This is a genomic window from Pseudomonas huaxiensis, from assembly GCF_003231275.1.
GTDB classification, from domain to species: domain Bacteria; phylum Pseudomonadota; class Gammaproteobacteria; order Pseudomonadales; family Pseudomonadaceae; genus Aquipseudomonas; species Aquipseudomonas huaxiensis.
On record NZ_QKVL01000022.1, the window covers coordinates 1 to 15,555 of the forward strand.

Annotated in this window: 12 protein-coding genes; 3 read left to right on the forward strand and 9 right to left on the reverse strand. The window is 63.3% G+C overall.

Features of this window, described 5'->3' with window-relative positions:
- Positions 1–177: 177 nt before the first annotated feature.
- Positions 178–1,224 carry a LysR family transcriptional regulator gene (locus DM374_RS20665; RefSeq protein WP_110971564.1) on the reverse strand — a complete coding sequence of 349 codons (1,047 nt, stop codon included), beginning with the start codon at positions 1,222–1,224 and terminating at the stop codon, positions 178–180.
- A gap of 205 nt (positions 1,225–1,429) precedes the next feature.
- Between DM374_RS20665 and DM374_RS20670 the strand changes: the two genes are divergently transcribed.
- Positions 1,430–2,650: an MFS transporter gene (locus DM374_RS20670; RefSeq protein WP_110971565.1), complete on the forward strand. Its 1,221-nt coding sequence runs from the start codon at positions 1,430–1,432 to the stop codon at positions 2,648–2,650.
- 210 nt (positions 2,651–2,860) lie between these two features.
- Complete coding sequence (locus DM374_RS20675; protein ID WP_177431586.1) at positions 2,861–4,192, forward strand: diguanylate cyclase; 1,332 nt, start codon at positions 2,861–2,863, stop codon at positions 4,190–4,192.
- A gap of 50 nt (positions 4,193–4,242) precedes the next feature.
- On the opposite strand, the gene cprA is transcribed toward DM374_RS20675, so the two are convergent.
- The 8 genes from cprA to DM374_RS20715 form a co-directional block, all read right to left on the reverse strand.
- Positions 4,243–5,373, reverse strand: coding sequence for a cationic peptide resistance protein CprA (gene cprA / locus DM374_RS20680; protein WP_110971567.1), 1,131 nt, complete (start codon positions 5,371–5,373; stop codon positions 4,243–4,245).
- A gap of 423 nt (positions 5,374–5,796) precedes the next feature.
- The gene (locus DM374_RS20685) at positions 5,797–6,762 is read right to left on the reverse strand and encodes a polysaccharide pyruvyl transferase family protein (protein ID WP_110971568.1); all 966 of its coding nucleotides are present in this window, start codon (positions 6,760–6,762) and stop codon (positions 5,797–5,799) included.
- Between the two features lie 4 nt (positions 6,763–6,766).
- On the reverse strand, positions 6,767–7,504 hold the full coding sequence (locus DM374_RS20690) for a glycosyltransferase family 32 protein (RefSeq protein WP_110971569.1): 738 nt from the start codon (positions 7,502–7,504) through the stop codon (positions 6,767–6,769).
- Positions 7,501–8,751 (reverse strand): capsule biosynthesis protein, encoded by a 1,251-nt coding sequence (locus tag DM374_RS20695; RefSeq protein WP_110971570.1) that lies wholly within the window; start codon positions 8,749–8,751, stop codon positions 7,501–7,503. The genes DM374_RS20690 and DM374_RS20695 overlap by 4 nt, the downstream gene beginning before the upstream one ends.
- Before the next feature lie 189 nt (positions 8,752–8,940).
- Positions 8,941–10,749, reverse strand: coding sequence for an ABC transporter ATP-binding protein/permease (locus tag DM374_RS20700; protein ID WP_110971571.1), 1,809 nt, complete (start codon positions 10,747–10,749; stop codon positions 8,941–8,943).
- Between the two features lie 117 nt (positions 10,750–10,866).
- Positions 10,867–12,084 carry an MFS transporter gene (locus DM374_RS20705; protein WP_110971572.1) on the reverse strand — a complete coding sequence of 406 codons (1,218 nt, stop codon included), beginning with the start codon at positions 12,082–12,084 and terminating at the stop codon, positions 10,867–10,869.
- Positions 12,085–12,115: 31 nt separating this feature from the next.
- Positions 12,116–13,354, reverse strand: coding sequence for an MFS transporter (locus DM374_RS20710; RefSeq protein WP_110971573.1), 1,239 nt, complete (start codon positions 13,352–13,354; stop codon positions 12,116–12,118).
- Positions 13,351–14,373, reverse strand: coding sequence for a zinc-binding alcohol dehydrogenase family protein (locus DM374_RS20715; protein ID WP_110971574.1), 1,023 nt, complete (start codon positions 14,371–14,373; stop codon positions 13,351–13,353). The genes DM374_RS20710 and DM374_RS20715 overlap by 4 nt, the downstream gene beginning before the upstream one ends.
- 143 nt (positions 14,374–14,516) lie before the next feature.
- Between DM374_RS20715 and DM374_RS20720 the strand changes: the two genes are divergently transcribed.
- The gene (locus DM374_RS20720) at positions 14,517–15,419 is read left to right on the forward strand and encodes a LysR family transcriptional regulator (RefSeq protein WP_110971575.1); all 903 of its coding nucleotides are present in this window, start codon (positions 14,517–14,519) and stop codon (positions 15,417–15,419) included.
- Positions 15,420–15,555: the final 136 nt, after the last annotated feature.

Sequence of the window (15,555 nt, forward strand, 5' to 3'; positions counted from 1 at the left end):
GATTGGGATGCGGTGTGGTTGTGGGGCCATCGCGAGCAAGCTCGCTCCTACAGATAGGGGTTGGAGTTGGAGTTGGGGTAGGAGCGAGCTTGCTCGCGATGCGCCGCGCAGGCGGGGCTCAATTTAAAGAACGCTGAAAACCCTCTGTTGCGTCGGAAGGTCGGGCTTGTGCAGCGGTTAGGTGATTGTTCGCATTGGGATGCGGTGTGGTTGTGGGGCCATCGCGAGCAAGCTCGCTCCTACAGGTAAGTGAGTTGAGGGTGGGAGCTGGCTTGCCAGCGATAGCGTCGGAACAAACAACACATCACCACCAGACTGCCCCCAATACGGCGGCTCGCCAAAATGCTCGACGAAGAACTCGACAAACGCCCGCACTTTCTTCGAGTTGCGCCGGTTGGGCAGGTACACCGCATACACACCACTATCGTCGCTGTTCACATGGGCCTTCCACTCCGGCAACACAATCTGCAACCGCCCGGCCTCGATATCCTTGCCCACCAGCCAATCGGCGATCAGCAGCAAGCCCATGCCATTCAGCGCGGCCTCGCGTAGCACCAATGAGTTATTCGCCCGCAACGGACCGCTGACCCGCACGCTTTCTTCGTTGCGCCCGCTGAAATGCCAAAGGTGGTTGCCACGGCTATAGGCGAACGTCAGGCAAGCGTGCTGGGCAAGGTCGGCCGGGGTGCGCGGCACACCATGTCGCTGCAGGTAATCGGGACTGGCGCACAGCAGCCGGTGGTGCGGCGCCAGACGCCGCGCGACGACATCCGGCGAGTTGACGCTGCCCAGCCGAATCGCGAGATCGAGCCGCTGTTCGACCAGGTCCGCCACGTCATCGGACAGCAGCAGTTCCAGGGTGATGCCCGGGTAGCGCGCCAGAAAGGCGGGCAGCGCCGGGGAGATGTGCAGTTGCCCGAAGGCCACCGGCAGGCTGACCCGCAATTGACCCCGCGGCGGACCCTGCGCTTCGCTGGCTTCCAAGTTGGCGCTCTCCAGATCCGCCAGCAACCGCACCGCATGTTCGTAGTAGGCTTCGCCGGCGGTGGTGAGCGTCACTCCGCGGGTCGAGCGGTTGAGCAGCCGGGTGCCGAGGTGCTCTTCCAGCGCATCCACCTGGCGCGTGACCGACGAGGTCACCAGGCCCAACTGCCGCCCGGCCGAGGCGAAGCCGCTGGCATCGACGGTGGCGATAAAGGCTTTGAGCGCCGCGAAACTGTCCATAATCGTCCCCATTGCGTTAGGTGCAACGAAATTTTCCGAATCTTCTGTGGGCTGTGCCGGGTCCGTCAAGCGAGGGCTGAGTTGTTCTGCATTGGATCGTTGCGTATTACGCAACGCTGCGTTGCCCGATAGATGGATTCTCTCGACTGACGGCACGCTCTACGCTGGCGTCCTTACTCCCGATTCACCCTGATGAGGTGTCGCAATGTCCTCCGGCAATTCAGCTACCGCCGCTCCCGCAAGCTCGTCCGCCAGCGCCTCGCCGGCGCTGCCCACGGCCCTGGTGGTGTTTCTCGCCTTCTGTTGTGGCGCGGTGGTCGCCAACCTCTACTACGCGCAGCCGATCGTGGAAATGATCGCGCCGTCCATTGGCCTGTCCACGACCCACGCCAGCCTGATCGTGTCGCTGACCCAGTTCGGCTACGCCCTGGGCCTCCTGTTCCTCGTGCCGTTGGCGGACCTGCTGGAGAACCGCCGGCTGCTGGTGACCTTCACCCTCGCCGCGGCGGTGTGCCTGGCTGCGGCGGCGTTGAGCCAGACACCTTCGCTGTTCCTGCTGTGTTCGCTGCTGATCGGCCTGACCTCGGTGGCGGTGCAGATTCTCGTGCCGCTGGCGGCGCACATGGCGCCGGAAGAATCCCGTGGTCGAGTCGTGGGCAACATCATGAGCGGCCTGCTGCTGGGTATCCTGCTGTCCCGCCCGTTGGCCAGCACTCTGGCGCAAGCTTTCGGCTGGCGCGGGGTGTTCTTCAGCGCGGCGGCATTGATGGTGGTGATGGCGCTGGTGATGGGCTGGCTGTTGCCGCGCCGGATGCCTGCGCATCGGGTCAGTTACCCGGCGCTGATCGGTTCAGTGTTCACCCTGGCCCGTCGATATGGCGTGTTGCGTGAGCGCTCGCTGTATCAGGGGCTGCTGTTCGCCAGTTTCAGCAGTTTCTGGACCATCGCGCCTATCGAGCTTATCCGTCAGCACGGTTTCAGCCAGAACGGCATTGCGCTGTTCGCCCTGGTCGGCGCGGTCGGCGCGATTGCCGCGCCCATCGCCGGCCGTCTGGCGGACGCCGGGCATGGCCAGCGCGGTACCCTGATCGCCTTGTTGCTGGCGCCATTGGCCTTGTTCGCCGGGGCATTGCCCGGGGCAGGGTGGTGGTGGATGGTGGTCACCGCAGTGCTGCTGGATTTCGCCGTGCAACTGAACATGGTGCTCGGCCAGCGTGAGGTCTATGCCCTCGACCCGCACAGCCGGGCGCGGCTGAATGCGGTGTACATGACCAGCATTTTCGTCGGCGGCGCCTTGGGCTCGCTGGTTGCCAGCCCGCTCTACGAAACCTTCGGCTGGACGACGTTCGTGCTGCTTTCGGCAGTGCTGCCGGGTCTGGCGTTGTTGAAGTTCATCCTGGGTGGCCGTGGGGTGACCCGTCACTGACGGAGATGGCCAAAAGCCTTTTCGCGGCTTCAGCTCAAAGACTTTCAGGGTCATCGTGCAATAGAATGCTCGCCTGGCGGACGCGGTACGGTCCGCCATGTGCTGAGCGCCTCTGGATCATCGTCGAGGCAGCACGCTTTTTGCTGAACTGAAAATAGGCCCTACATGCCCAGCGTCGCTCCAGAAATACAAGCCAGGGAATGGCACAAGATGGTTGCGCATTTTCCCGGCGCACTCACTCAATCGTTGAAGAGCCTGGTCGAAAGCAACAAGGTCACCCTTGCCGCTCGCTTCTATGAACACATGCTGGCGGACCCCAACGCCTCGCTGATCCTGTCCCATGATGAGGTCAAGAACCGCCTCGGCAGCTCGATGCAGGCCTGGCTGGTCAAGGTGTATTCGGCGTCCGCCGAGGAAGACTTCCTGCCCCTGGTGGCTCTGCAGAAGCAGGTCGGCGAAGTCCACGCGCGTATCGACGTCCCGCTGCACCTGGTGCTGAGCGGTGCACGCAACCTGAAAAAACAGTTGTTCCAACTGATCATCCAGCAGGACTGGCCCGTCGAAGCCCGGGCGCAAGCGCTGCACCTGTCCAGCGAGAGCATGGACCTGGCCATGGAAATCATGAGCCACGCTTATTCCCGCTCCCATGACCGCAACTCGCGCAATGAGGAAGGCTACCGGCTGTTCTCGGTGCTGCAGAACATCACCACCGAGCGGGAGCGCCAGCGCGGCGCCTTGCTTGATTGGGAAAACAGTCTGATGTTCGACCTGGTGATGGGTTCCAGCGGGGTGAACCTGCCCCGGCTGGCCGCCTCGGATTTCGGCCTGTGGTTCCGTCACAAAGGCGCTTACGCCTTCCAGAACACCGATGAGAGCAACCAGATCCTGCAGATCATCCGCAACATGGATGAGGTGCTGCTGCCGATGTTCCTGGCTGCCTCGGAAACGTCGCGGATGGTGCTGCTGCGGGACATTCGCGATCAGACCAAGAGCCTGATGTTCAACCTCGACAGCCTGTTCAACACCGCCAACGAGCTGGAAAGCGGCCGTGACGTGCTGACGCGCATGCTCAACCGCAAGTTCCTGCCGGTGGTCATCGGCAACGAAATCACCATCGCGCAGAAGACCGGGCAGCGCTTCTCGGTGCTGTCCATCGATATCGATCATTTCAAGTCGATCAACGACAACTTCGGTCACGACGCTGGCGACATGATTCTTCAGCAGACTGCGGAAATCCTCAGTAGCCATAGCCGAGCGGGCGATTACGTGTTCCGCATGGGCGGCGAAGAGTTCCTGATGATCCTGGTGGACATCAACGACAGTAATGCGCGCAAAGTCGCGGAGAAGCTGCGTCGCAAGATCGAAGAGGAAAAACTGCAACTCACTGACAGCCGCAAGCATCAGGTGACGGTGAGTATCGGCGTGGCGACGTACAACGGTCACCCGGACTACCAGCACCTGCTGCGCCAGGCCGACCAGGCGATGTACCAGGCCAAACAGAGTGGGCGCAACCGGGTGGTGGCGTTCGACGAGATCGCCTGAGGCGGTTGATCTTCAGTGCGCAGCGCAAGGCCGCGCGCTGAAGGTGGGCGTTACTTGAAGTCGGCCTGCATCTGCGTGGCGATGCTCACGCCGCTGGACGACTGTACGCACACGCCCAGGTAGTCGGTGAAGCGCGGCGGCATGGCAATCCCTTCATTGATCAGCCGGCTGTTGTCGAACAGGTAGTTCAGGTCGGCGAAGCCGCTGTACAGGCGCAACGCCCGCAGAACCAGGCGCGGGTTGGCCGGCCCGATGCGCGACTCGAAGTCGCCGGCCAGTTGCTTGAGGTCGTCCACACCGATCTTGCGGTAGCGCTCGCCCACCGGCGCCGCGCCGTTGGCCTGAGCGAAGGCGGCGTCGATCTCGGCGAAGGTGCAGGCCGACTGATGCCCGGCGGAAATATGGTAGAGGTTGTGTTTCAGGGTCGGCTTGAGCGTCAGGCCGATCAGCGCTTCGGCGCAGTAGTCGACCGGGATCACGTCGATCTGCTCCTCCAGCCCGCAGGTGAAACTCTCCAGGGCGAAGCCCATGCGGAACACCCAGAAAATACTGCCGGAAGCCTGACAGCCGAGGGTCCGGTGCCCCACGACAATCGACGGCCGCGCGACCACCAGCGGCAGGCCGGGCAGTTCCTCGCTCATGCGCCGCTCGATTTCCGCCTTGGACGCGGTGTAGTCAACCAGTTGCTCACGTGCCTCGGGAAACACCCAGGACTCGCTGATCGGTGAGGCCTGTTGCGGGCCGCAGCACATCGCGGTGCCGACGTGGAGGAAGCGTTTCAGGCGCTTGGAACGGCTCATGACCTCGGCGAAGGCGAACGTGCCTTCGACGTTCACAGGCCAGATGGTCGGGTTCTTCGAAAACGATGCCACTGCGGCGCAGTTGATCACCCGGTCAATCTGCATCAGACGTGGTGTTTCGCGGGGCAGCCAGGCGGTGTCGAGGAAGTCGCCGCAGATGATTTGCGCAGGTTCCAGCGCCAGGCTGGCGGCTTCGCTGACGCCGTGTTGGCGCAGGTTGTCGCGTAGACGTTGCAGGCCTTGTTCGCGACGTTCGGCACGCACCAGAAACGACAGGTTCGCGCCTTGGCCCTCGGCGATCAGTTGGGCGCTTACCGAGCCACCGAGAAAACCGGTGGCGCCGGTCAGCAGAATGCGTTCCAGGGTCGTATTCGAAGTCATATGTTCACCAGTTGATAAGCGGGTTACCCATGTTTCATGGCGAACACATTGCGCCGGGAACTTCTGGATTAACCTGGATTGAGGTTGGTTGAAACTTTCGGCCGCGCGAAACCCTTCGCCTCAACAACTTTCAGTCGAGGTCGGCAGGGTCATGATTGACGGAGCGGCGCTGGCCGTGGGGCCTGTGGCGTTTTTACCCGCTAAGGGGAGGCGAGTCATTGTTACGGCATCTTCGCGCCGTTTCAATTAACGAAAGTGGTTAAACCGATGAAAGAATTTTAATAACGGTTTGATGACAGGGGCGGGCGTTAATTGTGGTTTAGGTGTTTTTGTTGCGGACTTATCCACCCCCAGTGGGAGCTGGCTTGCCAACTCCCACTGGGGGTGGCGGTGGCTGGAGTACAAATGTACTCCAGTCTTGATTCAGCGCAGAAAGAGCAGCGGATCCCCCGTCAATCGACCCACGGGCTGCGCATTCAATTCGCCACGCAACTGGTCCACCCGCTCGTAAAGCTGATCAACCCGCATGGCCAGCACAGCATCCGTACTGAGCATCCCTGGCGCCCGGGCCAACTCTCGTAACTGCCGGGCGAGTCGGCTGCCCGCCGTGTGCGCCCGAAACGACGGCAGGGTCATGCGTTTCCACTTCTCGCGGCCGAGCCCGATCCGGCTCAGGTGCACCTTGAGCACCTTTGCGACGTGGTAGCGCAGCGGGCGATCCTCGCTGAAGCGGTCCGGATCGTAAAAGCCGGGCAGGGCGCGGACCTGGAGATCCAGGTCGAACATCTCTGCCCAGTCCAGCCACTTGTCGGCGTTGAATTGGCCGCCGAAGGAGAAGCCTTGCCAAGGCACTCGAACAATGTCCGCGAGGATCGCCCCGTGCATGGCTTCGGTCAGCACCAACCGCGCGCCGGCCACTGCTGTCATGAACTGCGCCGCCGGTAGCAGCGGAGACACGAAGCGGGTCCCGGCGCGTTCGCAAACCTGCTGCCAATCCACATAACGCAGCGAACGATGGTGGGGCACGACCACTACCTCGCCGTGCGGCTGGCGCAGGGCCCCCCAGTCCAGGCTGGCGAGCAGGTAGGCGGAGTCCGCCACCGCCCGGTCCGGGTCGAGCCCTAGCGCCCGCGCGGTACGCTGGCCGCGCACTGCATGGAAACTCCAGCGTTCGTCGAGGGCGGGGACCGGGCCGTATCCGGCGCCGGAACCCATGACCAGAATCTTCCGCGCATCCGCCACACGCCGGCAGAAGTGCTCGTTCAACAAGGTGCCGACGCCCAGTACCGCAGCGCCTTTCTGCTGGACGTCACCGAGCAGGGCGGGCCAGATCCATTCGTTCAATTCGTCGCCCACATTGGCGCTGCCTGCGGCAAAAACGGCTTTCACGGGTTCACTCTCCAAAGGCTTGGGCAAGCCGGGCGGCTACCGTGTAGCGACACAGTTGCAGGCCATGGCCAAGGTTGCCCGGCGCTTTGCGCAGTGCGCGCCATGTGCGGCTGAGCGCGCTTTTGCGTTCTCGATTGCGCCAGCTTCCGGCGTACAGGTGCCGGGCGACGGGCTGGATACCAACTGGCGCCTGATGGTGTGGGTCGGCAAAGACCCCGACCGGGAATACCCGGTCCCAGCCGATTACTTGTTCGTGCTCGACGCCGGTAAAGCCCTTGGCAAGCAGCAGGCGACTGACCTCGTTGACGTTGACCAGGCTGGAAAGCCGGGTTTCGTCGAAGCGCTGTCGCTCGTAGTAGCCAAGCATCGCGTTGGGTAGCCAGTGGCCGGGCGCGGCGCCTATCACCGAGGTGCCGAAGCGGTCGTCCCATTCCAGGCCGATGAAGAAATCGTTGTCGAGCAGGTCGTCGAACCCGCCCAGCACCTCGACATCAGTGTCGAGGTAGATGCCACCTTCACGGTGCAGCACCTGCATGCGCACGTAGTCGGCAACGAAGGCATAGCGTTTGGCGGTATAGGCCGCCGCAGTGAAGGTGTGGCTGTAGACATCGAACGTGCTTTCGTCCCAGCGCACCAGTTCGTAGTCCGGCAGGTGGTAGGCCCAGGACGCAAGGCAGCGGCGTGCCAGTACGGGCATTGGTTTGCCGCCGAACCAGCAGTAGTGGATTTTCTTGGCGATCACCCCAGGGTTCCTTCCAGTCGAGTGGTAGGCAGTGGCTGCCCGTGGATCAGGCGGTCAATGGCCTCGGCGGTCTTGCGCTGGCCGTGGACGCCGTGGGCGAGGTGGTAGTCGGCGAAGGCCCGGGCGTTGCGCAGCGCCTGTTGGTAGTGCCCGCACAGCCAGTCGAGGCGGTCGTCGAGCATCTCCTGGCTGGTCACGCACTCGCCAAAGAAGCGGGTCTGTTCGAGGTCGTCCTGGTCTTCGCTGTTATTGATGTAGATGACCGGACGGCTCGCCAGGCTGGCCTCTAACGCGGCGTTGGACATGATGCTGAGCACCACGGAACTCTGCTCGAGCGCCTCGGCCAAGGGCATGTCCGGTGACAGCAGGCGCAGGTTTGACGGCGCTGCCGAGGCGTCTTTCCAGAATGTCATCGGGCTTCTCGGGTGTGGCTTGAAGCTGACGGGAACCTCCGGGTGGCGGGCCGCCCAGTCGCGGATCAGCGCGTAGGTGCGCTGATAGCCGGCGCGTTTTTCCTTGTCGGGGCCTACACCCAGCACCAGCACGTGCGGTTCCTTGGTGGCCGGCGGCATGTCGTAGCGCTGATCGATCAGGTAGGAGCCGGTGAGGATGGCCTGGGTGGTGCCGAAGCGCAGCGTCCGGCGTTGCAGCGCCGCCAGCGAGCTTTGTCCGAACAGCAGGTAATAGTCGTAGTCGGTCATGCTCAACCGGCGCGAACGCTCGACGGTGGTGGCGTGGGCCAACTGCGCGAGGTGCTTGTCCTGGGCATTGAGGGACAAGCGCAGAAACGGGGTGACCAGGCTGCCATGCCGCTCGCTCAGCACCAGCCCCGGCTGGTGATGCCGCGCCAGCCATTCGGCGTAGGCGGCATGGGCGTAGTAACGCAGGGGCACTTTCGCCGGTGGGCGATACAGCAGCTTCTGTCGGATGGCCACGTCCAGCGGTTCGATGGCAGCTTCGACGACTTCGTGACCGCGCTCGCGCAGCGCTTTGATCAGCCCGTTCTTGCGGCGCTGCGCCAGCAGTTTCGGTGAGCCGTGAAGCACCAGTATTCGCTTGGAGGCGCTGTCCGGCGCGGTGCTCGCGCGTAGTCGGGCGCCGATGCCGTACTTGAAATCGAGGATCGCATCACGCACGACCCGCACGGCTGCGCCGATCAGCCCATAACGTTCACGCCAGAGTGCCCAGCGATAGGCGTCGAGCTGGCGGGCGCGGATTTGCCAGAGGTCTGTGGTTGGATTGGTCATCGAAGTTGCTTAGCTTGCTATTGACCAAAAAATGCTAACAGCGTCCGGGATCCAATTTTGTCAGTGCTAAGTAAGGTTTAAGTAAATTACAAAGCTGCCGATAAGACATTGCGGACTTTTGCTTTTCAAAATGCAAAGCATCGCGCAATCCATTGTTGAACTCCGGTCTTTGCCAGGCGGGTGGTTGTGTTAGCCCACTTTTTCCGCCATTTCGCTGACCTTCCACGCACCATTTCCATCCAGCTCCAGATGATGGCTATGGAACCCCGCGAGCGTCGCACGGTGGCCGACGCTCACTAGCACGCTGTCGCTCATGCGTTCGCGCAGCAGCGAATAGAGTGCGTGTTCCAGGCCTTCGTCCATGGCGGAGGTCGATTCGTCGAGGAAGACGATCCGCGGCTGGTTGACCAGCACCCGGGCAAACGCCAGACGCTGCTGCTCGCCGATGGACAGAATGCGCGCCCAGTCATCGCTGATACCCAGCTTGTCCGCGAGATGCGCCAGATTGACCTGGCGCAACGCCTGTTGCAGACGCTCGTCGTCAACCGGCGACCCCGTGGCCGGATAGGCCACGGCGGTGCGCAGTTCACCCAACGGCAGGTAAGGCCGCTGCGACAGAAACAGTGCCGCCGTGCCGCCCGGGCAGCGCACTTCACCTTCGGCATACGGCCAGAGTCCGGCGACGGCGCGGAGCAGGGTGGTCTTGCCGCAACCGGAAGGGCCTTTGATCAGCAATGACTGACCGGGCGCGAGGCGCAGGTTGAGGTTGTCCAGCAGGTGATGGCCATCGGGGCGCAGTACCTGCAGATCGCGGATCTCCAGAGCCTCGGCCTGGTTCACCCGCGATACCTGCGGCAATTCCCGGGCCTGTTCGTTGGCGTCGAGAAAACCGGTCAGCCGGTCCAGTGTCGCGCGGTATTGGGCAAAGGCATCGTAGGACGAGCGGAAAAACGACAGCGAACCCTGCACCTGGCCGAACGCCTGGGACGTCTGCATCACATCTCCCAGCTTGATCGCCCCACTGAAAAAGCGCGGCGCCTGGAGAATGAACGGAAACACCACCGCCACCTGGCTGACGGACAGGTTGAAGCCATCGAATTTCAGGCTCCGGAACACCAGCGCCCAGACATTGCCGATCAACGCCTTGAACCGGCCGAGCAAGGTGTCCCGCTCAATCGCCGCGCCTTGATAGAACGCCACGTTTTCCGCGTATTCGCGCAGGCGCATCAACGCATAACGGAAGTTGGCGGTGAGTTTTTCGTTGAGGAAGTTGAGGCGAATAAGCGGCTTGCCCAGCTTGAACGCGATCCAGGTGGCGACCAGCACGTAGAGGTACACCGCGAATACCATGGCGCGCGGCACCTCCACGCCAGCGACGGTCAAGGGCGCCGACAGGCCCCAGAGAATCGCGGTAAAGGCCACCAGCGACACCAGCGCGCTGACCGCGCCCAGGGTCAGCGACACCGAGCCGGTCACGAAGGCATTCACGTCCAGTTCGATACGCTGGTCCGGGTTATCGACCGGGTGTTCGAGAAACTGTCCGCGGTAATAGGCGTCGCCATCCATCCAGTCACGGGTCAGGCGCTCGGTGAGCCAGGTGCGCCAGCGAATGCTGAAGGCCTGGGTCACGTAATAGGTGAACAGCTCGCGCAGCACATGGATGGTCGCCAGCACCGCGAAGACCCCGAGCAGGTACCAGAACGCCACTTGATCCAGTCCTTGCAAAGCGCTGTAGAAGCCGTTGTACCAGAAGGAAAAAAGCACATTCAGACGAACCGAAAACAGCGTCAGCAACAGCAAGAGACTGAACACCAGCAGCGGTCGCCAACTGTGTTGCGGTCGCAGGTACGGCCCGGCGATCTGCCAGAACTGTTGACCCCACCGGGTAAAGCGCACCACCAGTCTGGCGCAGACCGCGAGCGAGACGAAGGTGATGAGCGAAGCGATCGCGAGCCAGCGCAGGCTCTCCTGTAGTGCTTGATGCCAGTCCATTTCCATCGGCGGGGTTCCACGCGAGATTTGACCTGAGCCTAGATGAGTCGCGAACGTGCGTGGATGAAGGAATCTTTAATGGAGAAAATACGGGAGGAGTACAGATGTACTCCATCCGTGTTTTTAGTGGGCCAGACCCATTTGGCTGCGCTGGCTTCGCCACATGAGTCGTCCAACGGTGATGGCCCAGTTGGCCAGGGCAATCACCAGCACCAGTTGCAACAGCGCGGGGATGCCGGCGTGGACGATGATCGAGCCGGCCAGCAACGGGAAGCCGAAAACCCCGACGAAGTAGGCAAGGCTGAACAGCAGCAGCGCCTGCGCGGTGTGGCCGCTGGGTGCTTCATTGGCCGCCAGGCCATTGATTACCGAGTAGGTCAGGCCGTAGCCGACGCCGAGGACGATGGCGGCAAGCAGGTAGGTGGTGGCGCTGTCGACCAGGAACATGAACATCAGCACCGACACCACCATCAGCGCGGTCAACACGCAGGACGTACGGTAGGGATCGCGCTTGACGATAAAACCCGCGATCAGCATCCGGCAGGAGATGGCTGCCGACATGAAACCAAGGAAAAACAATGAGTAATCCAGATGTTTTAGCGTGGCGTATGAAGTCTGGAAACTGGACAGTCCGCCGAAGATCGCACCGCCCAGGCCCACCATGAGAATGGCGAACGCGGCTTTGGAACTGAGCACCGAACGTGCCGCAGCGGGGGTGATCCGGCACACCACCACCGGCCCGAGACTGGCTTGTTGCTGTCGAATCCGCGGGCCCATCAGCAGGAAGAGCGCGCCGCCCAGCAGGCTTGCCGCCGCCGCGACGACAAAGGCCGCTTCTACCGGATACCCCAGGGCTTCCGACAGTCGCCCGACCAGAGGGCCGGTGCCAATGCCGGTCATCATGCTGCCTGAAAGCAAGGCGAAGTACCTGACCCTTCGTGCCGGCTCGACGATCATCGCCACGATGATCGGGCCCAGGGTGTAGAACACGCCCCAGCCAAAACCGAGCAACAGGCCGAACAGCAGCAATGCGGTGCCGATGCCGGGGACCAGGGCAAAGCCCAGGCAGGCGGCGGCGAGGAACACCGCGCCGGTCGCGATGGCTTTTGGCGCGCCCATCCTGTCGGTCAGGTGCCCGGAAAAGATCACGGCGAGGAAGGTGCTGAGCATGGCCACGGAAATCACCGAGCCCGCATCGGACTCGCTGCCGCCATGGGCACTGAGCATCTTCGCCAGCAGGAAGGTGGTGCCGTACGACAGCGAAAGCAGGTAGCTGCTCAGGCAGAACGTGCCGAACAACCCAGGCGCGGGCACCGCGCCTGTATCGGATACCGAGGACATCGTGTTCTCCGTGATTGATAAGGCGGCTCATCTAATCACGGCTTTCTCCCAGGACAGGTGTGAGATCGCTGGAGTGAAGATTGTGCGCGCCCGATGTATTCGCCGTTGCCGCCGCAAAACCGTGCTGCCGGGCCGCCCACACCACCACTAATGTCGCGCTCAACAGGACCAGCAGGGCCGGCGGGAAGGCGCCGACACCGAAGCGGTCCAGCAACACGCCGCCGAGAAGGCCGCCACCGGCGATCGCCAGGTTCCAGGCCGTGACCAGCATCGACTGCGCAACATCAGCGGCGCTCCCGGCGGTATTGGCCAGGCTGGTTTGCAGCAGCGTGGGCACGCCACCGAAGGCCAGGCCCCAGACGGCCACCGCCGCATACACCAGGGCCGGGATATCGCTCGCCACGCCCAGCGCCAGCGAAGCCAGGCCGAACAGCAGCGTACTGGCCAGGGTGAGGGTGCGCAGATGACGGTCGATCAGCACACCGATGACCCAGATGCCCAGCAGCGAACTCACGCCGAACACCAGCAGCACCAGGCCGGTGCTCTCGGCCATATCGGCCGCCGCGAGGAAGGGCGCGATGTAGGTGTAGAGAATGTTGTGCGCCAGCACGAAAGCCAGCACCACGAAAAGCACCGAACGCACCCCAGCCAGGTTGAACACCTGCCCCAGCGAGCGCTGTTGGTCCGCCGTCTGCCCGGCAAAATCCGGGACCTTGATACGCACCCAGAGCATCAACCCCAGCGCCAGAACGCTCATGATGCCGAAGCACAGGCGCCAGCCCAGCAAGGTGCCGAGTGCGGTGCCGGCCGGCACGCCGAGCGCCAGCGCTACTGGCGTACCGACCATCGCGATGGCGATGGCTTTGCCTTTCTGGTGCTCGGGCACCATGCGCGCGGCGTAGCCGGCGATCAGCGCCCAGAGCAGGCCAGCGGACATGCCGGCGAGAAAGCGCGCCACCAGCGTCAGCACATAGTTGCCGGAGAGTGCAGTGAGGGTATTGGCGACGACGAAGCCGGCAATCGCTACCAGCAACAAGGGGCGTCGACGCAGGCCTTGGGTCAGGGTGGTCAGCGGGATGGCGGCCAGCAGCGAGCCGATGGCATAGACCGTGACGAGTTGCCCGGCCAGTGCCTCGGAAACCCCCAGGCCCGCGCTGATCTGCGGCAGCAAGCCGGCTGGCAGCGCTTCGGTCAGAACGGTGACGAAGCCAGCGAGTGCGAGGGCCAGGAGGGCGGCAATCGGTAAGGGTTTCTGGGTGCGGTTGCTCATTGCCCGGCCTCCCGCGCAACGACCACTTTGCCGCTCACACCACCGGTTTCCAGCAGACGGTGCGCCTCGATCAGCCGCGTGGCATCCAGCGGATGGAGCACCTGGCTTGAGGTAGAGCGCAGTACGCCGGCGTCCACCAGCGCGGCGACTTCGTTGAGAATCTGATGCTGCGCGATCATGTCCAGTGTCCGGTACAGCGGCCGGGTGAACACCATTTCCCAGTGCAGCGACACGCTTTTGGCTTTGAAAGGCGTGGCGTCCAGGGTGTCGTGGTCGTCGATGATGGCCAGCCGGCCTTGTGGCGCGATCAGTTCCGCCAGCTCATGCAGGTGATCGGCGGTGTGCGAAAGCGCCGCCACGTGGCTGACCGGTGCGACCGCCAGTGCACTGACCTGCGCCGCTAGCGGCGCGCGGTGGTCGATGACGTGATGAGCGCCCAGGGCGAGGCACCAGTCGCGACTCTGCCCACGGGACGCCGTGGCGATGACCGTCATACCGGTCAACCGGCGCGCAAGCTGGATCAGCATCGAGCCAACACCGCCGGCGGCGCCGAGCACCAAGAGGCTGCCAGCATGGGCCGGTTTGCCCGGCGGCACGGCGAGGCGGTCGAACAGCAGTTGCCAGGCCGTCAGCGCTGTCAGCGGCAACGCCGCCGCCTCGGCGTAGCCCAGGCTTTGCGGCATGTGCCCGACGATGCGTTCGTCCACCAGTTGGTATTGCGCGTTGCTGCCGCTGCGATCGAAAGAGCCCGCGTAATAGACCTTCTGGCCGGGCTGGAACAGCGTCACCGCGCTACCGACGGCTTCGACTATCCCGGCGGCATCCCAGCCCAGGCAGCGGACGGAGTCGGGCGTCGACACCAGGCCTGCGCGGACCTTGGTGTCCAGCGGATTCACCGAGACCGCGTGAACGGCCACTCGCACGTCGTGCGGTCCGGGCTCCGGGCGTTCGACCTCGATATCGGTCAGGCACAAAGGGTCGGCCAGCGACGATCCTCGGCGAAAGCCGACGGCCGTCATGGGGGAGCGGAGGGTAGGGTGCGTCACAGCGATGTCCTTGATTCGATAAACCAGGCGGAGACGATAGAAATCCGGCGATTAAAGAAAAAGCCGAGTAGAGTTCCTTGCTCTACGGACTGGAATGTCCGCAATCAAGGTAGTGTATGGACCGCTTGAATGGATTTGCCGTGTTTGTCCAGGTCGCGGAAACCCGCAGCTTTGTCGCGGCCGGCAGGCTGCTGGGTGTTTCCGCGTCCGCCGTGGGTAAGAGCGTGGTGCGTCTGGAAGAGCGGCTGGGCGTGCGGTTGTTCCATCGCAGTACGCGCAGCGTCACGCTGACGGCCGAAGGTGCGCTGTTTCTGGAGCGCAGCCGGCGGATCCTGTCTGAAATCGAGGCGGCGGAGCTGGAGTTGTCCGAGGCCAGTGCCGCGCCGCGCGGGCGCTTGCGGGTGAGCCTGCCGCTGGTGAGCCCGCTGGTCTTGCCGGTACTCGCTGACTTTATGCGCGACTACCCCGACATCGAGCTGGACCTGGATTTCACCGACCGGCTGGTGGATGTGATCGAGGAGGGCTTCGACGCCGTGGTGCGCACCGGCGAGCCCAGCGACTCGCGCCTGACCGCCCGCCGGCTGGGCGCCTTCCGTTCGATACTGGTCGCGTCACCGGCCTATCTGGCGCGGCGCGGCACGCCCAAGGTGCCCGAGGACCTGCTGCAACACACCTGCCTTCACTACCGCTTTCCCTACAGCGGCAAGCTCGAACACTGGTCGCTGCAACAGACGCCCGGCACGGCCGAGCTGCAACTGCCGACCTCAATGATCTGCAACAACATCGAGACCCGGGTGCATTTCGTGTTGCAAGGGCTGGGCATCGCCTGCCTGCCGGACTTTTCCATCCGCGAGCTGCTTGCCGATGGCCAGCTCGTGGCGGTGCTGGATGACCATGAGGGTCGCAGCGGGGTGTTCAATGTGCTGTGGCCGGCCAGCAAGCACGCGTCGCCGAAAGTCCGGGTGTTCGTCGATTACCTGTGTGCCCGGGTGTTTCCTGCGCAAGACGCACACCGCTGACGCCGGCTGGTTGAAACCCCCACCCGGGCGCTCTAGCGCTTGATATCGCCTTTGACTGTTCTGCCTAACGCCGCCTCGGAACTCCGGGGCGGCGTTTTTGTTTTGCACGGCCCTAAAGATTTTCGATTGACATGAA